At 45.9% G+C, this 19,309-nt stretch carries 13 protein-coding genes, 1 tRNA gene and 1 pseudogene; 13 read left to right on the top strand and 2 right to left on the bottom strand.

Features of this window, described 5'->3' with window-relative positions:
- Positions 1–184: 184 nt before the first annotated feature.
- The 4 genes from hemH (at position 185) to B5J94_RS03615 (ending at position 5,468) form a co-directional block, all read left to right on the top strand.
- Positions 185–1,147, top strand: coding sequence for a ferrochelatase (hemH, locus tag B5J94_RS03635; RefSeq protein ID WP_062498943.1), 963 nt, complete (start codon positions 185–187; stop codon positions 1,145–1,147).
- A gap of 126 nt (positions 1,148–1,273) precedes the next feature.
- Positions 1,274–2,152 (top strand): cell division protein ZipA C-terminal FtsZ-binding domain-containing protein, encoded by an 879-nt coding sequence (locus B5J94_RS03630; protein WP_062498944.1) that lies wholly within the window; start codon positions 1,274–1,276, stop codon positions 2,150–2,152.
- 96 nt (positions 2,153–2,248) lie between these two features.
- Positions 2,249–4,324 (top strand): NAD-dependent DNA ligase LigA, encoded by a 2,076-nt coding sequence (gene ligA / locus B5J94_RS03625; protein ID WP_062498945.1) that lies wholly within the window; start codon positions 2,249–2,251, stop codon positions 4,322–4,324.
- Between the two features lie 250 nt (positions 4,325–4,574).
- Positions 4,575–5,468, top strand: a complete 894-nt coding sequence (locus B5J94_RS03615) for a DMT family transporter (protein WP_062498947.1) — start codon at positions 4,575–4,577, stop codon at positions 5,466–5,468.
- Between the two features lie 60 nt (positions 5,469–5,528).
- On the opposite strand, the gene B5J94_RS03610 is transcribed toward B5J94_RS03615, so the two are convergent.
- Entirely contained in the window at positions 5,529–6,005 is a 477-nt protein-coding gene (locus B5J94_RS03610; protein WP_062498948.1) for a DUF302 domain-containing protein, read from the bottom strand.
- 310 nt (positions 6,006–6,315) lie between these two features.
- Here B5J94_RS03610 and B5J94_RS03605 point away from each other — a divergent pair.
- The 9 genes from B5J94_RS03605 to rpoC all read left to right on the top strand — a co-directional run bounded on the left by B5J94_RS03605 (position 6,316) and on the right by rpoC (position 18,886).
- Positions 6,316–6,391 (top strand) — tRNA-Trp (locus B5J94_RS03605).
- Between the two features lie 56 nt (positions 6,392–6,447).
- On the top strand, positions 6,448–6,957 hold the full coding sequence (gene secE / locus B5J94_RS03600; protein WP_062498949.1) for a preprotein translocase subunit SecE: 510 nt from the start codon (positions 6,448–6,450) through the stop codon (positions 6,955–6,957).
- Positions 6,958–6,993: 36 nt separating this feature from the next.
- Positions 6,994–7,527, top strand: a complete 534-nt coding sequence (nusG, locus tag B5J94_RS03595; RefSeq protein WP_062498950.1) for a transcription termination/antitermination protein NusG — start codon at positions 6,994–6,996, stop codon at positions 7,525–7,527.
- A 179-nt stretch (positions 7,528–7,706) separates the two neighbouring features.
- On the top strand, positions 7,707–8,138 hold the full coding sequence (gene rplK / locus B5J94_RS03590) for a 50S ribosomal protein L11 (protein WP_062498951.1): 432 nt from the start codon (positions 7,707–7,709) through the stop codon (positions 8,136–8,138).
- The gene (rplA, locus tag B5J94_RS03585) at positions 8,138–8,839 is read left to right on the top strand and encodes a 50S ribosomal protein L1 (protein ID WP_062498952.1); all 702 of its coding nucleotides are present in this window, start codon (positions 8,138–8,140) and stop codon (positions 8,837–8,839) included. The genes rplK and rplA overlap by 1 nt, the downstream gene beginning before the upstream one ends.
- Positions 8,840–9,155: 316 nt before the next feature.
- Positions 9,156–9,659, top strand: a complete 504-nt coding sequence (gene rplJ / locus B5J94_RS03580; RefSeq protein ID WP_029102311.1) for a 50S ribosomal protein L10 — start codon at positions 9,156–9,158, stop codon at positions 9,657–9,659.
- A 72-nt stretch (positions 9,660–9,731) separates the two neighbouring features.
- The gene (rplL, locus tag B5J94_RS03575) at positions 9,732–10,106 is read left to right on the top strand and encodes a 50S ribosomal protein L7/L12 (RefSeq protein ID WP_062498953.1); all 375 of its coding nucleotides are present in this window, start codon (positions 9,732–9,734) and stop codon (positions 10,104–10,106) included.
- A 370-nt stretch (positions 10,107–10,476) separates the two neighbouring features.
- Positions 10,477–14,583 carry a DNA-directed RNA polymerase subunit beta gene (rpoB, locus tag B5J94_RS03570; RefSeq protein ID WP_062498954.1) on the top strand — a complete coding sequence of 1,369 codons (4,107 nt, stop codon included), beginning with the start codon at positions 10,477–10,479 and terminating at the stop codon, positions 14,581–14,583.
- A gap of 73 nt (positions 14,584–14,656) precedes the next feature.
- Positions 14,657–18,886: a DNA-directed RNA polymerase subunit beta' gene (rpoC, locus tag B5J94_RS03565; protein ID WP_062498955.1), complete on the top strand. Its 4,230-nt coding sequence runs from the start codon at positions 14,657–14,659 to the stop codon at positions 18,884–18,886.
- A 197-nt stretch (positions 18,887–19,083) separates the two neighbouring features.
- On the opposite strand, the pseudogene B5J94_RS14045 reads toward rpoC, so the two are convergent.
- Positions 19,084–19,309, bottom strand: a pseudogene (locus B5J94_RS14045) (hypothetical protein); the annotation flags it as partial.

Raw genomic sequence — 19,309 nt, 5'->3', positions numbered from 1 at the left:
AGTTTTTCAGCTTGCTTGGGTGTCATGTCTTGGTTTTTTAAGGTTAAATGGGTATTATAACATGATGTGTTGTTGGTTTGGAAAGGGGTCTATTAAATTTCTCAATGATAAAATTTATCAAATAATTCTCGCAATTTTACCAAAAAATGATAAACTAAGTTAAACTTTTAAATGATAAACATTCATGAAAACCGCCATTATCCTTGTCAATCTAGGCACGCCTGACGAACCCACCCCACAGGGCGTTCGCCGTTATTTGCGTGAGTTTTTGTCCGATACTCGGGTGATTGAAATTCCATCCTTTATTTGGAAAATTATCCTTAATCTGTTTGTATTAACCACCCGTCCCAAACGTGTCGCTCATGCGTATCAAAGCGTATGGACACAAGACGGCTCACCCCTGCTAACGATTTTAAAACAGCAAGCAAGCCTGCTTGAAGACCACCTTGCCAAGCAGGGCAAAAACGTCCCTGTTTTTCCTGCGACTACTTATGGCAATCCTAACATCAAGGCGGTCATGGCGGATTTAGAAGATAAAGGCTATGATGACTTTATCGTCTTTTCGTTGTACCCACAATATTCGGCAACGACCACAGGGGCGGTGTTTGATAAAGTGGCAGAGTATTGCATGAAAAAGCGTAATATGCCCGCCGTGCAGTTTACCAGAGATTATCACGACCACCCGTTATATATACAGGCGTTGGCGGATAGTATTCGTAAGTTTTGGGCAGAGCATGGGCGAGCTGACAGGCTACTCATGAGTTTTCACGGCATTCCTAAGCCTTATGCTGACAAAGGTGACCCTTATGCCGATGAGTGCCGTAAAACGGCGGTGCTAGTCGCAAGCGAGCTAGGACTTGGCACACACGAATGGGCGATAAGTTTCCAATCACGCTTTGGGGCTCAGGAATGGCTAAAACCCTACACCGACGAGCTTCTGACTGAATGGGGTAATCAAGGCGTGTCGGTGCAAGTGCTAAGCCCTGCTTTTTCTGCTGATTGCTTGGAGACCTTAGAAGAGCTGGCGGTAGAGAACCGTGATAACTTTATCAACGCTGGCGGTAAGTCGTATCAGTATATCCCCGCTCTAAATACCGATGAGTTACATATCCAGCTCATGGCGGACATGGTGGGGCGGTATTTGTGAGTGTGCTTTGCTATACCAATTTTATGCCCAAATGCCAAAATTTTACCGCCAAAGTAGATGACTAAATCAAACAGGCGTGATAAACTAACAAAATTTATTTGAAAAAGATTTTTGGGATTTGGTGCTATGAGTACTTTTTTGACGATAGTCGTTGTATTGGTCATTTTGCTGGGGCTATGGCTGATTATCCGCAGTATGCTTGCCAAGGATTTTGAAGGCGACACCAAGACATTGGCGTACAAGGACGGTTTGCCGATTTTGCCCCGAGATGAGCGGGGGCAGTCGGCACTATCAGTGGAAACACAGAGCCAAGATGAGACGGTCAGTGCCGAGCCCGTCAAATCAGGGCGAGAGTTGGCTGATGAGACCAAAGCGGACGCCCTGTCAAGCCTTGCCATGGTCGCAAGCCAAGACTCTAATGCTCATAACACTCCCCAAGATGATGATGCCGACATACTAGCCGATGAACCCATTAAAAAAGAGCGGTTTACCGAGCCGTCAAGTGACTTTGTCCAGAACTCACCTGTGCTTGACCGTCATCTTGAAGAACAGCAAGCCTTTGACCAAGACAACGACCCCTTGCTCAATGCCCAAGAGACGGTTACGGTCGTCATCACCCCCAAAGACCAATACAATGGACTCTCAGGCAGGGCGGTGCTTGATATCGTCAGAGCCTATGGGCTAAAATACGGCGTGATGAACATGTATCATCGCTATGAGCGTGAAGACGGCACGGGCAAGCTGTGGTTTAGCATGCTGGGCGTGGGTTATGATGGTTCGGTGGAAGGCTTTGATTTAAACACTTTGACTGACAGCCATTTTAGTGCGTTATCGCTGTTCTTGTCTTTGCCACACCCCCATGCCTTGCGTGGTTTTGATAGCATGGTATCGGTCGCCCAGATGATTGCCAAAGACATCAATGCCGATGTGCATGATGATGAAGGCTATATCTTGGACGGGGCGTATTTGGCAAAACTGCGTGCCAAAGTTGCCGATTACCGTTAATCAACCATGATTGAAAAGCCGTCTTTGATAGGGCGGTTTTTTAAACGTTAAAATTTACCTATTTTTAAATTATTCAATTAAAATCCTAAAAACACCATGACTGATTTATTTACTTCTGCCAACTTATCTGCCGATACACCTGCCAATGACGATACAGCGATTATCGCCCAAATGCGACAGCTTATCACCGCCCTAAAACGCCATAACCACGCCTATTATGTGCTAGACAACCCAACCATTACAGACGGCGAATATGACAGTTTGCGTGCCAAATTAGTCCAGCTGGAAAATGACTTTCCCACGCTAAAACAACAAGACAGCCCGACTGATAATGTGGGCGATACGCCCTTGCCGTTTTTTACCCAAGTTACTCACGATTTGCCCATGTTGTCGCTTGGTAACGTGTTTAATGCCGATGACATGGCAAATTTTGTCCGCCGTGTTAATGAGCGTTTAGATGGCAAAAACCAAAATCCTGAATTTGAAATGGAACTTAAATTGGACGGTTTGGCGGTATCTTTAAAATACATCAATGGTGTATTTAGTCAAGCACTCACTCGTGGGGATGGGCAGGTGGGCGAAGACATCACGCACAACGTCCGTACCATTCGTAACCTGCCGCTCGTGCTTGATGATTGCAAAGACATTGATCTTTTAGAGGTGCGTGGCGAGGTGTTAATGCCAAAAGCAGGATTTTTAAAATTAAACGAACAAAGTCGTAAACGTGGCGAGAGGGTCTTTGCCAACCCCAGAAACGCAGCAGCAGGGTCATTAAGACAGCTAAATCCTGCCATCGCCAAATCCCGTCCATTGGCTTTTTATGGTTATTCGGTCAATCAAGGTCTGCCCAATGCCATCACAACCCAAAGTGGAGCAATGCGTTTTTTGCAGGCACAGGGGTTTGATGTGTCGCCCTTTAAAGTGGTGGCAAATTTACAAGACATTGATGACTTTTATCAAGCGACCATAGCAGGGCGAGATGAGTTGCCTTTTGAGATTGATGGCATGGTGGTTAAATTAAACTCGCTTGCCTTACAAGATGATTTGGGGTTTTTAAGTCGTGAGCCACGTTGGGCGACTGCTTACAAATTCCCTGCCACGACCGCCACAACACGCCTACTGGATGTAGAATGGCAAGTAGGGCGGACAGGACAGCTCACCCCCGTGGGCAAACTTGACCCTATCAATGTCGGGGGCGTTACCGTAAGCAACGTTACCTTGCATAACTTCGGCGAGATTGGACGGCTTGGGGTCATGATAGGCGACATCGTGAGCATTCACAGGGCAGGGGACGTGATTCCCAAGGTGTCAGGCGTGATGACGGATTTGCGTGATGACAACGTGCGTGAGATACATTTGCCGACCGCTTGCCCTGTCTGTGATTCGCCCGTGGTGCTACCAGACGGTGAAGCTCTGGCACGTTGCATGGGGGGGCTTGTTTGTACCGCCCAAGCCCAAGAAGCCTTGATACATTTTGTTTCACGCAAGGCCATGGATATTGACGGTTTGGGATCGCAGTGGCTCATTAAGTTTTTTGACATGGGGCTGATTAAAACGGTGGCGGATATTTATCGTCTGGCAGATAAGGTGGCAGTTTTGCAAAACCTAGAAGGCTTGGGCGAAAAGTCGGTTGCCAATATGTTATCCGCCATTGACAAATCAAAAGCCACAACCCTACCACGTTTTATCTTTGCCTTAGGCATTCGTGGGGTGGGCGAGAGTACGGCACTAAACCTAGCCGAGCATTTTGGCGAGCTTGACAAACTACAATCGGCAAGTGTGGACGAGCTGTTAAAGGTGGTGGATATTGGTGAGATTACCGCCAAAAATATCCATGAGTTTTTCCGTGCCGAGCATAACATGGCGGTGGTAGATGATTTGGTGGCGTTGGGCGTGCATTGGCAAGCGGTCATCAAGGACACAGGCAACGCCCCCCTTGACGGACAAACGTGGGTGGTAACAGGCACGCTTGGGGCAATGGGTCGAGACGAAGCCAAAGCCCATTTGCAAGCGTTGGGGGCGAAAGTCTCAGGGTCGGTGTCTGCCAAAACCAGCGTGCTACTGGCAGGCGAGAAAGCAGGCTCTAAGCTAGATAAGGCAAATGAGCTTGGCGTGCGTGTGGTGGGCGAAGATGAGTTTATGGCGTTGCTTGCTGAACATGGTAGATTATAAAGATTGGTTATGTATTGACAAAGGTTTAAAACTGTTGGTAAATTGTTGTTTTAACATTTGGATAGGGCAAATTGCAATTTGCCCCTACGATACTCTGTCAAATGATAATTTTACCCTGTCAAAACTACTTATCCGATTTCAAAACGCCAATGTAAAAACGGGCGTGTTCAACACGCCCCTACAAGGTATTATTTTAAAATTTAGCATTGACATTATTTGCTAAAATTTATGTAATTAAAAAGGACTTACCATGCCCCACACAAACATCCCCAACACCCAAAACCTATTTTCCATGATAGGTTTGGTTATCGGCTGTGTGCTGTTTGGGCTTGGCAGTCTCATTGTCGCCCATGTGGATAGCGTGGGGGCGTATGCCATGGCGTTTTGGCGACTGAGTGTGTCGGCACTCATCTTTTTATCGCTTGCTCTGATATTTCGCCAGCCTTTCCCCAATTCACGGCGTGCGGTCATCTTGGCACTCATCTCAGGCGGTGCGTTGGGGCTTGATTTGGGGCTTTGGCATGAGAGCATCTATGCCGTAGGGCCGGGCATTTCTACTTTATTAAATAGCTTGCAGATTTTCTTTTTGGCATTCATCGCCTTTGCGTGGTTTGGCGAAAAACAGACCAAATTACAACTGTTTAGCCTGGTACTTGCGTCCATTGGCGTGGCACTCATCGCAAGCCCTGAATTTGCTCACAACTCGTCCGCTTTGTGGGGTTTTGTGTCGGGGATTTTGTCGGGGGCGTTTTTGGCGGTGTCCATGTCCTTTGTCAGACGTACGCATGAAGTGGCAGATGTGGCGATTTTCCCCATGATGACTTTGGTGGGCGTGGGCGGTGCGTTGGCTCTATTGCCACTCATGCTGATGTTTGATGTGGGTAAAATCCTACCAACTACCCTGCCCGAATGGGGCTGGATACTCGTCTATGGGGCGGTCATGCAGTGTATGGCGTGGGGGCTAATTGCCTATTCTATCCCCAAAATCGCTTTGTCTTTGACGGGACTGCTACTTTTGACCGAACCTGTTGCCACGCTCATCATTGATTATTTTTGGCTAGATAAACCGATTGATGCCATGCAATGGGGCGGGGCGTTTTTGGTAATGTTTGCCATTTATTTGGGGTCGCCCAGAAAGGGATAATTAGAAAAAGGGCAATGGCAAATTGGGCAAGAAATTTACCCAATTTACTGCCGTATTGGATTATTGCCCCAACACCGTTTTAATCAATTTTTCAGCATTGGCAAGGGTATTTGCCACGTCAGACGGCTGTATTTGACTGCCTTTAATCAGCTCATCAGCAGGGGTGTAGACGACTTGTACTTGCCCGTTCGTTTCGGTGATAAGCACCTTTAAAGGCAATGCTAAGGCAAAGGCAGGGTCTTTTTTCATGAGCGGTGTGCCTGCTTTGGGGCTGCCATAGATAATCACGGTGGCAGGTTGCATGGTCATACCGTCATCTTGGGCAGCTTTGGCATGATCAATGGTGGCAAATACAGTCATGCCTTTGCTTTGGATGGCAGATTTTAGGCGACTAACCGTGGTATTAAAATCATAAGGGCTAACTAGATTGGTGTGAGTCATGGCGGTGGCTTTTGTTGGTTCGTGGACAGGACTGATGGCAGTACATGCACTAAGCGATAAGGTTAGGGCAAGCAAGGCCAAGCTAGGGGTTTTCATGATATTTTCCTAAAATAAATTTCCTAAAAATACAACTGGGCATCTTTGCCTTTGTCATCTGTTGTGCTGTCATAAAAATGACTGTTTTGGTTTAAGGCAGTTCAACTACAAGTTAAATTTTTAAATCAAGTCATCAATAATTAATTGCATCATTAAAGATTTAACATGATGAAGATTTAACATGATGAGTCTGACATGCCCCATATTAGCACCAAATGAGATAAAAATAAAGTCAAAAATTTTAGTAAAAGTTCAAAAAGTACTTGCAAATACCAAAAATATGTATATAATAGCAGTCCTTAACAACCTTAGGCGACTGGCTCAATTGGTAGAGCAGCGGACTCCAAATCCGCAGGTTGGGGGTTCGAGTCCCTCGTCGCCTGCCATCTTTTTATTTCCCCTTTTTTAATCATCACTTCCTTATTTTAAGGAAATCTTTTGCATGAGCGACAATAAGAATAATCCCCAAAACGACACCAAAAGCGATTTAGAAACTCGCTTGGCAGACGCCAAAGCCACTGCCGAGAGCCTACTAAATAAACGCAAAGCCGTTGTCGTCTCCGAAGAAAATGTCGTTGATGTGGCAACCACTCGCTCTGGTGTGGATATCGTGCTGTGGCTCATCGCTATTTCGGCACTTATTAGCTCTACCTTGATTTCTACTTATTTGCCACGCTATTGGGCACCTGCCACCGAGTCAATCACTCAGCTGCTTATCACGGCAGGACTTGTGCTGTTGGCGGTGATTTGCCTTGCCTTTACCCATCAAGGACGAGCCTTTAAAGTATTGCTAAAAGACGCAGGCATTGAGCTTCGCCGTGTGACATGGCCGACCAAAAACGAGACCTTTAAATACACATGGCAGGTCATTGTGGTGATGATTATCGTGGGTTTTATCGTGTGGCTTTTAGATAATTTATTTAATTATCTACTTGGGTTTATTTTGCATTAATCTTATCTCTTATCGGCTTATATCATTAGGAAAATCATCATGCGTTGGTATATCATTCAAGCATTTTCAGGTTATGAAAAACAAGTTCAACGTGCCTTAATTGAACGTATCAAAAGAAGTGAGCTGTCCGAGTATTTCGGTGATGTGCTTGTGCCGACCGAAGAAGTGATTGAAATGCGTGATGGCAAAAAACGCACCGTTGAACATAAACTATTTCCCGGTTATGTGCTTATTGAAATGGAAATGCGTGAAGATACATGGCATGTGGTTAAAGACTGCCCGAACATCTCAGGCTTTATCGGTGGCACCAAAGACCAACCTGCCCCCATCACCAAAGTAGAAGCTGACCGCATTCTAAACCGCATCAATAAAGGTGCAGACGCTCCAAGACCGAAGACCATGTTTGAGCCAGGTGAAGAAGTGCTTATCATCGATGGACCTTTTGCCGACTTTAAAGGCATGGTCAAAAAAGTGGATTATGAAAAATCCAAACTGTCTTTGACGGTCAGTGTGTTCAGTCGTCCAACAGACGTTGAGATTGAATTTGCAAAAGTTGAAAAAACAGTTTAATTTTTTATAAAAACCTGTTATAATAGTCTTTTAGCTCTGAACAGATGTTCGGGGCTTTTGATTGACATACAAATCAGCACCGAGCTGATTGTAATTTAGGTGAATTTGGAAGTGTTTTCAAATTTGAACATCACGGGGAGCTATTTTAGCGTTATCACCCACCATTGGAGAGTATTCTCATGGCAAAGAAGATTGATGGCTACATCAAGCTACAAGTGCCTGCTGGCAAAGCAAACCCATCACCACCTATTGGTCCTGCTTTGGGTCAAAAAGGCGTGAACATCATGGCGTTCTGTAAAGAATTTAACGCCGCTTCTGCAAACATCGAACCAGGTCTGCCAATTCCTGTGGTCATTACCGTATTTAATGACAAGTCATTTACGTTTGTGATGAAGTCACCACCTGCGGCAGTATTGCTACGTAAAGCAGCTGGCATTGCCAAAGGTTCTGCTGTTCCTAACAAAACCAAAGTTGGTACAGTAACTCGTGCTCAACTAGAAGAAATCGCCAAAACCAAAGAAGCGGATTTGACCGGTGCTGACCTAGACGCAGCGGTACGTACCATCGCTGGTACTGCTCGCTCAATGGGTCTTAATGTGGAGGGTGTATAATGGCTAAGCTAACCAAGCGTCAAAAGCTAATTGCTGAAAAAGTAGATAGCAACAAACTATACACCATCGAAGAAGCGGTTGAGGTTCTAAACAGCCTACCTGCCTCTAAATTCAAAGAGTCTATCGACATCGCCATCAACCTAGGTGTTGACCCACGTAAATCAGACCAAGTAGTTCGTGGTGCGACCAACCTACCTGCTGGTACTGGTAAAACCAAACGTGTTGCGGTATTTGCCCAAGGTGCTGTTGCTGACGCCGCCAAAGAGGCAGGTGCGGACGTTGTTGGCTTTGAAGACCTAGCAGAGAGCATTAAAGCGGGCAACCTTGACTTTGATGTGGTCATCGCTTCTCCTGATGCGATGCGTGTTGTTGGTCAGTTGGGTACTGTATTGGGTCCTCGTGGTTTAATGCCAAACCCAAAAGTTGGTACAGTAACTGCCGATGTTGCTACTGCGGTTAAAAACACCAAAGCAGGTCAGGCTCAGTATCGTGTAGATAAAGCAGGTATTATTCATGCTTCTATCGGTCAAGTAGGCTTTACTGGTGAGCAAATCGAGCAAAACGCAACTGCTCTACTAAATGACCTAAAACGTGCTAAACCAGCAACTTCTAAGGGTATTTATATCAAGAAGATTACGCTATCTAGCACCATGGGTCCTGGTCTTGCCATTGACCCAGTACCACACCGTGCCAACAAATAATCCTTGATGGATTTGGGCGAAAAATCACAAATTGCTTGCTTTTTGAGATTTTTCGCTTATAATGGTGCAATTTTATGACAAGTTACCCGCATGACTTGCTCATAAAAACAGATTTTAAGACATTAGCTCAGCACAACGGGTTGTGCTGTCTAAGACCGTAGGTGTTGGTGGTTATTCTTAAACATCAGCCTAATGAATGGGTAAAATCATTCGCCTACGCAGACGGTGAAAATCTCGCCGTATATTCGGTGCAAGTCTTTATTTATATTGGCTTGTAAAATTAATTATCACTTAGTGATAAATATGGAGACAACCCATGGCACTAAATCTTCAAGACAAACAAGCAATTGTTGCTGAAGTAAATGAAGCTGCCAAAGTTGCCCTATCTGCTGTTGTTGCCGATTCTCGTGGCGTGACAGTGGGTCAGATGACCGAACTTCGTAAACAAGCTCGTGCAGCAGGCGTTGAGATGCGTATCGTACGTAACACGCTACTACGTCGTGCCTTAGAAGGTACTGACTATGCTTGCATGAATGATGTTTTCGTAGGTCCTACCTTGATTGCATTTTCAAATGAACACCCAGGTGCTGCGGCACGTCTGTTCAAGGAATTTGCCAAAGGTAATGACAAGTTCGAAATCAAAGGTGCAGCTTTTGAAGGCGAATTTATTGATGCAAAATCTATTGATAAACTCGCAACCCTACCTACTTACGACGAAGCGATTGCACGTCTGATGGGTACCATGAAAGAAGCCGCAGCGGGCAAACTGGCTCGTACACTTGCCGCTCTTCGCGACAAAATGGAAGCCGAAGCCGCTTAATCTTAGACATCGGTTATCGCTTTTATTTAATCAAACTTTTTATTCAACCTTTATTTCATAGGAATAATTGCTATGTCACTAACTAACGAACAAATCTTAGATGCTATCGCAGCTAAATCAGTTATGGAAATCGTTGAGCTTATCTCTGCGATGGAAGAAAAATTCGGTGTATCTGCTGCTGCTCTAGCTGCTGCTCCTGTTGCTGGTGGCGACGCTGGCGGTGCTGCTGAAGAAAAAGATGACTTCAACGTTGTTATCACTTCTGCTGGCGACAAGAAAGTTGCTGTTATTAAAGTAGTGCGTGAAGTTACCGGTCTAGGTCTAAAAGAAGCCAAAGACCTGGTTGAAGGTGCACCACAAACTGTTAAAGAAGGTGCTTCTAAAGCTGAAGCTGAAGAGCTTAAGAAGAAACTTGAAGAAGCTGGTGCTTCTGTTGAACTTAAATAATCTAAGTTTAACCGCTTAACTCATTTTTCTTAGATTGATAATCATCAATTTAGCACAAGAAATTTGATAAAAACCCCATTTTGTTATTGCAAGATGGGGTTTTTTACTGTATAATTGGGTATTTGACCTTTTGTGTTAGCACGGTCTTTTAAGCTGGTGTCAGCACACTTCAAAAAGGACAAACGCTCCCTATGCACAAGCCATATTTTTAAAGTTTTTGATAAGCTAAATGCGTTACCGTGTTTGGCGTGTTTTTGTGTCTTTGATATTTAAAAATGTAGGGCAAAAGAGCAGTAGTTAATTTTTGAAGATTGGTAGTTTTCTGGTACTCAATCAGAGTGCTTTTCTTAGTTTAACGTAAGGATTCTTAATGGCATATTCTTATACTGAAAAAAAACGTATTCGTAAAAGTTTTTCTCGTCTGCCTGATGTGATGGACGTGCCGTACTTGCTCGCCATTCAGGTGGATTCTTACGAGCAGTTTTTACAAGAACACAAAAAACCTGCTGCCCGTGCTAACATCGGTTTGCAAGCAGCGTTTTCATCTATTTTTCCCATAACCAGTCATTCTGGCAATGCTGAGCTACAATACGTCGAATATTATCTGGGTGAGCCTGAGTTTGATGAGCGTGAATGTATCATGCGTGGCTCAACCTTTGCCGCCCCCCTACGTGTCAAGATTCGCCTAGTGGTCAAAGACAAAGACGCCAAAGACAAAGAAAGCAAAGCAGCGATTAAAGACATTCGTGACCAAATCGTGTACATGGGCGAGATTCCGCTCATGACCGACAATGGTACGTTCATCATTAATGGTACTGAGCGTGTGATTGTTTCACAACTTCACCGCTCCCCCGGCGTGTTCTTTGATCACGACAAAGGCAAATCACATTCTAGTGGTAAAGTACTTTATAACGCCCGTATCATTCCTTATCGTGGCTCATGGCTTGATTTTGAATTTGATGTCAAAGACTTGGTGTACGCTCGTATCGATCGTCGTCGTAAATTGCTTGCAACCATCATCTTGCGTGCCATTGGCATGAACACTGCGGATATTTTGTCCACATTCTTTGAGACCGTAGATGTCTTTAAAGGCGACAATGGTTTTGAAGTTGAGCTTGTGCCTGAGCGTCTACAAGGCGAGATGGCACAGTTTGACATTGTCTCGCCTGAGGGTAAGGTCATTGTTGAGCAAGGTAAGCGTATTAACGCTCGCCGTATTAAGGAAATCCAAGCGTCTGGCATGACCAAATTGGCGGTGCCTGATGAGTATCTGTACGAGCGTATCCTTGCCGAAGACGTGATTTATCATGATGAAGTGCTTGCCCGTGCCAACAGCTTGATTGACCATGAATTGCTAGTTAAACTGGCTGATAAGAACATCAAAGGCTTTAAAATCCTATTTACCAATGACATCGACCATGGGGCGTATATCGCTGACACACTGCGTGCTGACACGATTACCACGCGTGAAGAGGCACTCATTGAGATTTATAAGGTCATGCGTCCAGGCGAGCCACCAACCTTGGAAACTGCCGAAAAACTATTTGAATCAATGTTTTTTAGCCACGAGCGTTATGACTTATCAAACGTTGGTCGCATGAAGTTTAACCGTCGTTTGGGTCGTGATTTTGTAGATAGCGACAGCATTGAAGTGCAACGTGAGCAGGGCGTGTTGTCTAATCAAGACATCATTGATGTCCTAAAAGAGCTGATTGAGATTCGTAACGGTCGTGGCGAAGTGGACGACATCGACCATCTGGGTAACCGTCGTATCCGCTCGGTGGGCGAGATGACCGAGAATCAATTCCGTATCGGTTTGGCTCGCGTGGAGCGTGCAGTCAAAGAGCGTCTAACCGCTGCCGAATCTGACAACCTATCGCCCCAAGACTTGATTAACTCTAAGCCTGTGGCGGCGTCCATCAAAGAGTTTTTTGGTTCATCACAGTTGTCCCAGTTCATGGACCAAAACAACCCACTGTCAGAGATTACGCATAAACGTCGTGTTTCTGCCCTAGGTCCTGGTGGTTTGACCCGTGAGCGTGCAGGCTTTGAGGTGCGTGACGTACATACCACGCATTATGGGCGTGTGTGTCCGATTGAAACGCCTGAGGGCCCAAACATCGGTTTGATTAACTCATTGGCGGTCTTTGCCAAAACCAATAACTTTGGCTTCTTAGAAACGCCTTACCGCCGTGTGGTGGATGGTAAGGTAACAGATGACATTGAATACATGTCTGCCATTGAAGAGGTTGGGGCTGTTGTTGCCCAAGCAGATTCACCCATGAACGAACATGGCGAACTGACCGAAGAGATGGTGATGGTGCGTTATCATGGCGAATCGGTGCGTATGAGTCCCGATAAAGTAACGCACATGGACGTATCGCCACGTCAGGTTGTGTCGGTAGCAGCGAGCTTGATTCCATTTTTGGAGCATGACGATGCTAACCGTGCCTTGATGGGTTCGAACATGCAACGTCAAGCTGTGCCAACTTTGCGTGCTGATAAACCGCTTGTGGGTACAGGCATGGAACGCCATGTTGCTCGTGACAGTGGCGTGTGTGTTGTCGCCAAGCGTGGCGGTGTGATTGAAGAGGTTGATGCCAGTCGTATTATCGTACGTGTCAATGATGCTGAAATGATCGCAGGTGAGGCAGGTATTGATATTTATAACCTCATCAAATACACCCGTTCCAACCAAAACACCTGTATTAACCAACGCATCATTGTCAATGCTGGCGATGTGATTGCTCGTGGTGATATCTTGGCTGATGGCCCATCTACTGATTTGGGTGAACTTGCTTTGGGTCAAAACATGCGTGTGGCGTTTATGCCATGGAATGGGTATAACTTTGAGGACTCTATTTTGCTCTCTGAGCGAGTGGTTCAAGAAGACCGTTTCACCACGATTCACATTCAAGAGTTAACTTGTGTGGCTCGTGATACCAAACTTGGGCCAGAAGAGATTACAGGCGATATTCCAAACGTGGGCGAGGCAGCTCTGTCTAATCTTGACGAAGCGGGTATTGTCTATATCGGTGCTGAGGTGGATGCTGGCGATATTTTGGTTGGTAAAGTAACACCAAAAGGTGAAAGTCAGCTGACCCCAGAGGAGAAGTTACTTCGTGCCATTTTTGGTGAAAAAGCGGCGGATGTTAAAGACACATCTTTGCGTGTGCCATCATCAACCAAAGGTACGGTTATTGACGTGCAAGTCTTTACCCGTGATGGATTGGAAAAAGACAGCCGTGCCAAAGCCATTGAAAAAGCAATGCTTGATGATTATCGTAAAGACCTAAAAGAAGAGCTGGTGATTTTTGAAGCAGCGGCACGTGGTCGTATCATCACGTTGCTAGATGGCAAAAAAGTCTCAGGCGGTGCAGGCTTTAAAGCAGGTACAGTACTGACAGGTGCTGACATGGAGAGTTTGCCCTTAGAGACTTTGCTTGACATCCAACCTGCCGAAGAAGAAATCTCTGAACGCCTAACGCAAATTGCTGACTATCTAACCGACAAGCAAAAAGAGATTGATGAGAAGTTTGCCAAGAAAAAAGCCAAGCTAACCGCAGGCGATGATTTGGCTCACGGTGTCCAAAAAATCGTGAAGGTCTATCTGGCGGTAAAACGTCGTATCCAACCTGGTGATAAAATGGCTGGTCGTCATGGTAACAAGGGTGTTGTCTCTCGCATCATGCCGGTTGAAGACATGCCTTATGACGAAAACGGCAATCCGGTGGACATCGTGCTAAACCCACTGGGCGTACCATCTCGTATGAATATCGGTCAGGTGTTGGAGACCCATTTGGGCATGGCGGCACGTGGCTTGGGTGATAAGATTAACGCCATGTTACGCTCACAAGCTGCTGTTGGCGAGTTGCGTGAATTCTTAGATAAGATTTATAATCAAGTCGGTGGCGAGCAGGTGGATTTGGACAGTTTGTCCGATGAAGACATCCTAGCCATGGCTGAGAATTTGCGTGCTGGTGTGCCAATGGGTACGGCAGTTTTTGATGGTGCCAAAGAAACCCAAATCAAAGAGCTGTTAGAGCTAGCAGGGCTTGATAAATCAGGTCAGCAAACGCTATATGACGGACGCACCGGTAAGAAGTTTGACCGCCCCGTCACGGTTGGCTACATGTACATGCTAAAACTTAACCACTTGGTTGATGATAAGATGCATGCTCGTTCTACCGGTTCTTACTCACTGGTTACTCAGCAACCACTTGGTGGTAAAGCTCAGTTCGGTGGTCAGCGTTTCGGTGAGATGGAAGTGTGGGCGTTGGAGGCATATGGTGCAACCTATACCTTGCAAGAAATGCTGACTGTGAAATCGGATGACGTTGAGGGTCGTACTCGCATGTATAAGAACATCGTGGACGGCGAGCAGTACATGAATCCGGGCATGCCTGAGTCATTTAACGTACTAACCAAAGAAATTCGCTCTTTGGGTATTAACATTGACCTAAAAGAGAAAAAGTAATTGCTGTTAAGTTGGGTGCTTGTCGTTGATGAGCACTAGCTTGCGATGACATAAAACTAAGCGGAGAAGTCATTTGAAAGATTTATTAGACATCATGAAAGGCCCTGCTGATGGCGGGGTAAAAGAGTTTGACAGCATTCAAATTTCTTTGGCAAGCCCTGATACCATCAAATCATGGTCGCATGGCGAAGTCAAAAAACCCGAAACCATTAACTACCGCACCTTTAAGCCTGAGCGTGACGGTCTGTTTTGTGCCAAAATCTTTGGGCCTGTCAAGGATTTTGAATGTTTGTGCGGTAAATACAAACGCCGTAAATTCCAAGGCATTATTTGTGAAAAATGTGGCGTAGAAGTCACTGTCGCCAAAGTTCGCCGAGATCGCATGGGTCATATTGAGCTTGCCAGTCCTGTGGCACATATTTGGTTCTTAAAATCCCTGCCAAGCCGTATCGGTCTATTGCTTGATATTACTCTGCGTGATATCGAGCGTGTGCTGTATTTTGAAAGCTATATCGTTACCGACCCTGGCATGACAGGGCTTGAAAAATATCAACTGCTAGATGATGAGCAATATTTTAATGCCCTAGAACAATATGGCGATGAGTTTATTGCTAAGATGGGTGCAGAAGCGGTTCAAGACTTGCTAAAAGACATTGATGTCGATGGTGAGATTGATGAGCTCCGTGCGACCATTCCCCAAACGGGCTCTGAGACCAAACTTAAAAAGATGTCAAAACGCTTGCAACTGTTAGAAGCGTTCCGTGATTCGGGTAATAAGCCTGAATGGATGGTAATGACCGTATTGCCTGTATTACCGCCTGATTTGCGTCCATTGGTGCCACTTGAAGGTGGTCGTTTTGCCACGTCTGATTTGAACGATTTGTATCGCCGTGTCATTAACCGTAACAACCGTCTAAAACGTCTGTTGGAGCTCAACGCCCCTGACATCATCGTGCGTAATGAGAAGCGTATGCTCCAAGAAGCGGTTGATGCCTTGCTTGACAACGGTCGTCGTGGTCGTGCTATTACAGGTTCAAACAAGCGTCCATTAAAGTCGCTTGCGGACATGATTAAAGGTAAGCAAGGTCGCTTCCGTCAAAACCTTTTGGGTAAACGTGTGGACTACTCAGGTCGTTCGGTGATTGTGGTAGGTCCAACCCTACGTCTACACCAATGCGGTCTGCCTAAGAAAATGGCATTAGAGTTGTTTAAGCCATTTACTTATGCCAAATTATTGCAAAACAACATTGCTCAGACTATCAAAGCTGCCAAAAAAATGGTAGAGCGTGAAGAACCTGTGGTGTGGGATATGTTGGCAAGTGTCATTCGTGAACATCCTGTGCTACTGAACCGTGCCCCAACACTTCATCGTCTAGGCTTGCAAGCCTTTGAGCCTGTGCTTATTGAAGGTAAAGCCATTCAGCTCCACCCACTCGTGTGTGCGGCATTTAATGCTGACTTTGACGGTGACCAAATGGCGGTACACGTGCCATTAACCCTAGAAGCTCAGCTTGAAGCTCGTGCCTTGATGATGTCTACCAACAATATCCTATCGCCTGCCAATGGTGAGCCGATTATTGTGCCATCACAAGACGTGGTACTTGGTTTGTACTACATCAGCCGTAGTCATGTCAATGCCAAAGGCGAAAATATGGCGTTTAGCACGGTCAATGAAGCTTTGCGTGCCATCGGTTCTGATGACTTATCTGTCAATGCCAAAATCAAAGTGCGTGTTACCGAGACGATTTTGGATGAAAAAACTGGCGAGAAAACAACCAAAACCGAAATCAAAGACACGGTTGCAGGTCGTTTGCTTATCTGGAACATCATGCCAGAGGGCATGGCATTTGAAGAATGCAACAAAGAGATGACTAAGAAAAACATCTCTAAGCTACTAAACTCATGCTATCGCAAACTGGGTGTTAAAGAGTCTGTTCTGTTCGCTGACCATTTGATGTATCTAGGCTTTGCCCAAGCGACCCTATCAGGCATCTCAATCGGTATGGAAGACATGGTGATTCCACCAAACAAAAAAGAGATTGTCGATGCTGCGGACGCCGAGGTACGTGAGATTGAACAGCAGTTTGAGGGCGGTTTTGTCACCGCAGGTGAACGCTATAACAAAGTGGTTGATATTTGGTCTCGTACATCTGATAAAATCGCCAATGCGATGATGGATAACTTATCGACCGATGAAGTGGTAAACAGTCAAGGTGAGATTGAGAGGGAAAAATCTTTTAACTCCATCTACATGATGGCAGACTCTGGGGCTCGTGGTAGTGCTACACAGATTCGTCAGCTTGCTGGTATGCGTGGTTTGATGGCAAAACCAGACGGCTCTATCATTGAGACACCGATTAAAGCGAATTTCCGTGAAGGCTTGACGGTACTCCAGTACTTTATCTCAACGCACGGTGCCCGTAAAGGTCTTGCCGATACCGCCCTAAAAACCGCTAACTCGGGTTATCTGACCCGTCGTTTGGTAGACGTAGCACAGGATTTGGTGATTACGCATGATGACTGTGGCACCGACGCGGGACAGTTCATAACCCCTGTGATTGATGGTGGCGAGATTGTTGAGCGTTTGGGTGACCGTGTGTTAGGTCGTGTGACCGCCAAAGATGTCATCAATCATGATGGTGAGGTGGTTATCCCTGCAGGTACGCTGATTGATGAGCGTCTGGTCGAAGTGCTAGATAATAACGCCATTGATGAGGTGTACGTACGTTCGGTCATCACCTGTGAAGCAACGCAAGGCGTGTGTGCTAAGTGTTATGGTCGTGATTTGGCTCGCGGTCATCTTGTAAATATCGGCGAGTCAGTCGGTGTTATGGCGGCTCAGTCTATCGGTGAACCAGGTACACAGCTGACCATGCGTACGTTCCACGTGGGCGGTGCGGCAAGTGCAGCATCAGTAGATAACAGCGTATCAGTGGGTAATAACGGTACGGTACGTTTCCATAACATGAAGACTGTAGAACATGCTGATGGTCATTTGGTGGTTGTATCCCGTTCGGCAGAGATTGGTGTGGCAGATGCCCAAGGTCGTGAGCGTGAACGTTATAAAGTGCCTTATGGTTCTAACATCTTGGTGCGTGACGGTGCCGAAGTGGGTGCAGGCGATGTTATCGCCAAATGGGATCCGCACACCCACCCAATCATTACTGAGTTTGCTGGTACGGCACGATTTAGTGATATTGCCGATGGCATGACCGCAACGGTTAAGGTGGATGAAACCACGGGCATGAGCTCCTTTGAGATTTTGGCAAGTAAAGACCGTCCAAGTCTCTCCAAAGACTTACGCCTTGCCATTATCTTGGACACGACAGACGGGCGTGAAGTGGTGTATTTCCTACCTGCTGAGACTGTGATTCGTGTGTCAGAGGGTGAGACGGTAACCGCAGGTTCGGTACTCGGTCGTGTGCCACAAGCCACATCGGGTACCAAGGACATCACCGGTGGTCTGCCACGAGTGGCTGATTTGTTCGAAGCTCGTAAACCAAAAGACCACGCCATCATGGCAGAAGTGAGTGGTACGGTGTCATTTGGTAAAGAAACCAAAGGCAAAAATCGCTTTGTCATCACCGATGAAGAGGGTAACGAACACGAAGAGTTGATTCCAAAATGGCGTCAAATCAACGTCTTTGAGGGCGAACATGTCGAGCGTGGCGAGATTGTCTCTGATGGTCCGCAAAACCCACATGACATCTTACGCTTAAAAGGCGAGACAGCATTGGCAAATTACGTGGTTAATGAAGTTCAAGAAGTTTACCGTTTACAAGGCGTGAAGATTAACGATAAACACATCGAGGTTATCGTTCGTCAAATGCTCCGCAAGGTAGAAGTGATTGACGGTGGCGATTCTAGCTATTTCAAAGGCGACCAAGTGGAATACACCAAAGTGCGTGCCTTGAACGAAGAGCTTATCGCCAATGACAAATTCCCAATCGTCTATGAGCGTCAGCTACTGGGCATCACCAAAGCATCACTTGCCACTGAGTCGTTTATCTCGGCAGCTTCATTCCAAGAGACCACACGTGTCTTGACGGCGGCGGCAACGATGGGTAAAGTGGACGATTTGTCTGGTCTCAAAGAGAACGTGGTGGTTGGTCGCTTGATTCCTGCTGGTACGGGTTTGGCGTATCATCAAAACCGCCAACGCCTTGCCGAGCGTGGTTTGGAGCCGGTCATTACCGTAACCGAAGACCCGTACACCAAGCCTGCCGACCCGCTACTGGCTGGAACAGATGCCAAAGATGACTTTGCGGCGGCATTTGCCAGTGAATTTGGTCAAAGTGAATAATCTCCAACAAGAAAAAAGCTCGCTTAGGCGGGCTTTTTTATGTCTCTTAAAATGAAGTTGATGTTTTTATTTAACATAATATTTTAAAAATAGTCCATTTTATTTACAGTCATTTAACTTCAAAACACACCCATTGGCAGTAGCAACTGTATCCCATAAAAAAGACACAGCCTTCAACAATCATTCAACACAGCAGATTAACAACAACGTAGATGATAATCTGCCTGCCACACACTGTCATTTTTGACAATGGCGTTAATGACGGTTAGAAGTTTACGCATACAAGCGTTGATGGCAACTTTAAATGGTTTGCCTTTGTTTATCAAACGCTCATAAAACTGTTTAAATTTAGGTTCATGTTGTCTTGCCACATTGGTGGCATTGTACAAGACATTACGAACCGATTGCCTACCCCCTGTACAG

Source organism: Moraxella lacunata (assembly GCF_002027545.1).
Taxonomy (GTDB): domain Bacteria; phylum Pseudomonadota; class Gammaproteobacteria; order Pseudomonadales; family Moraxellaceae; genus Moraxella; species Moraxella lacunata.
The sequence above is the reverse complement of the archived record's forward strand: the minus strand, read 5'-3'. Positions and strand labels throughout refer to the sequence as shown.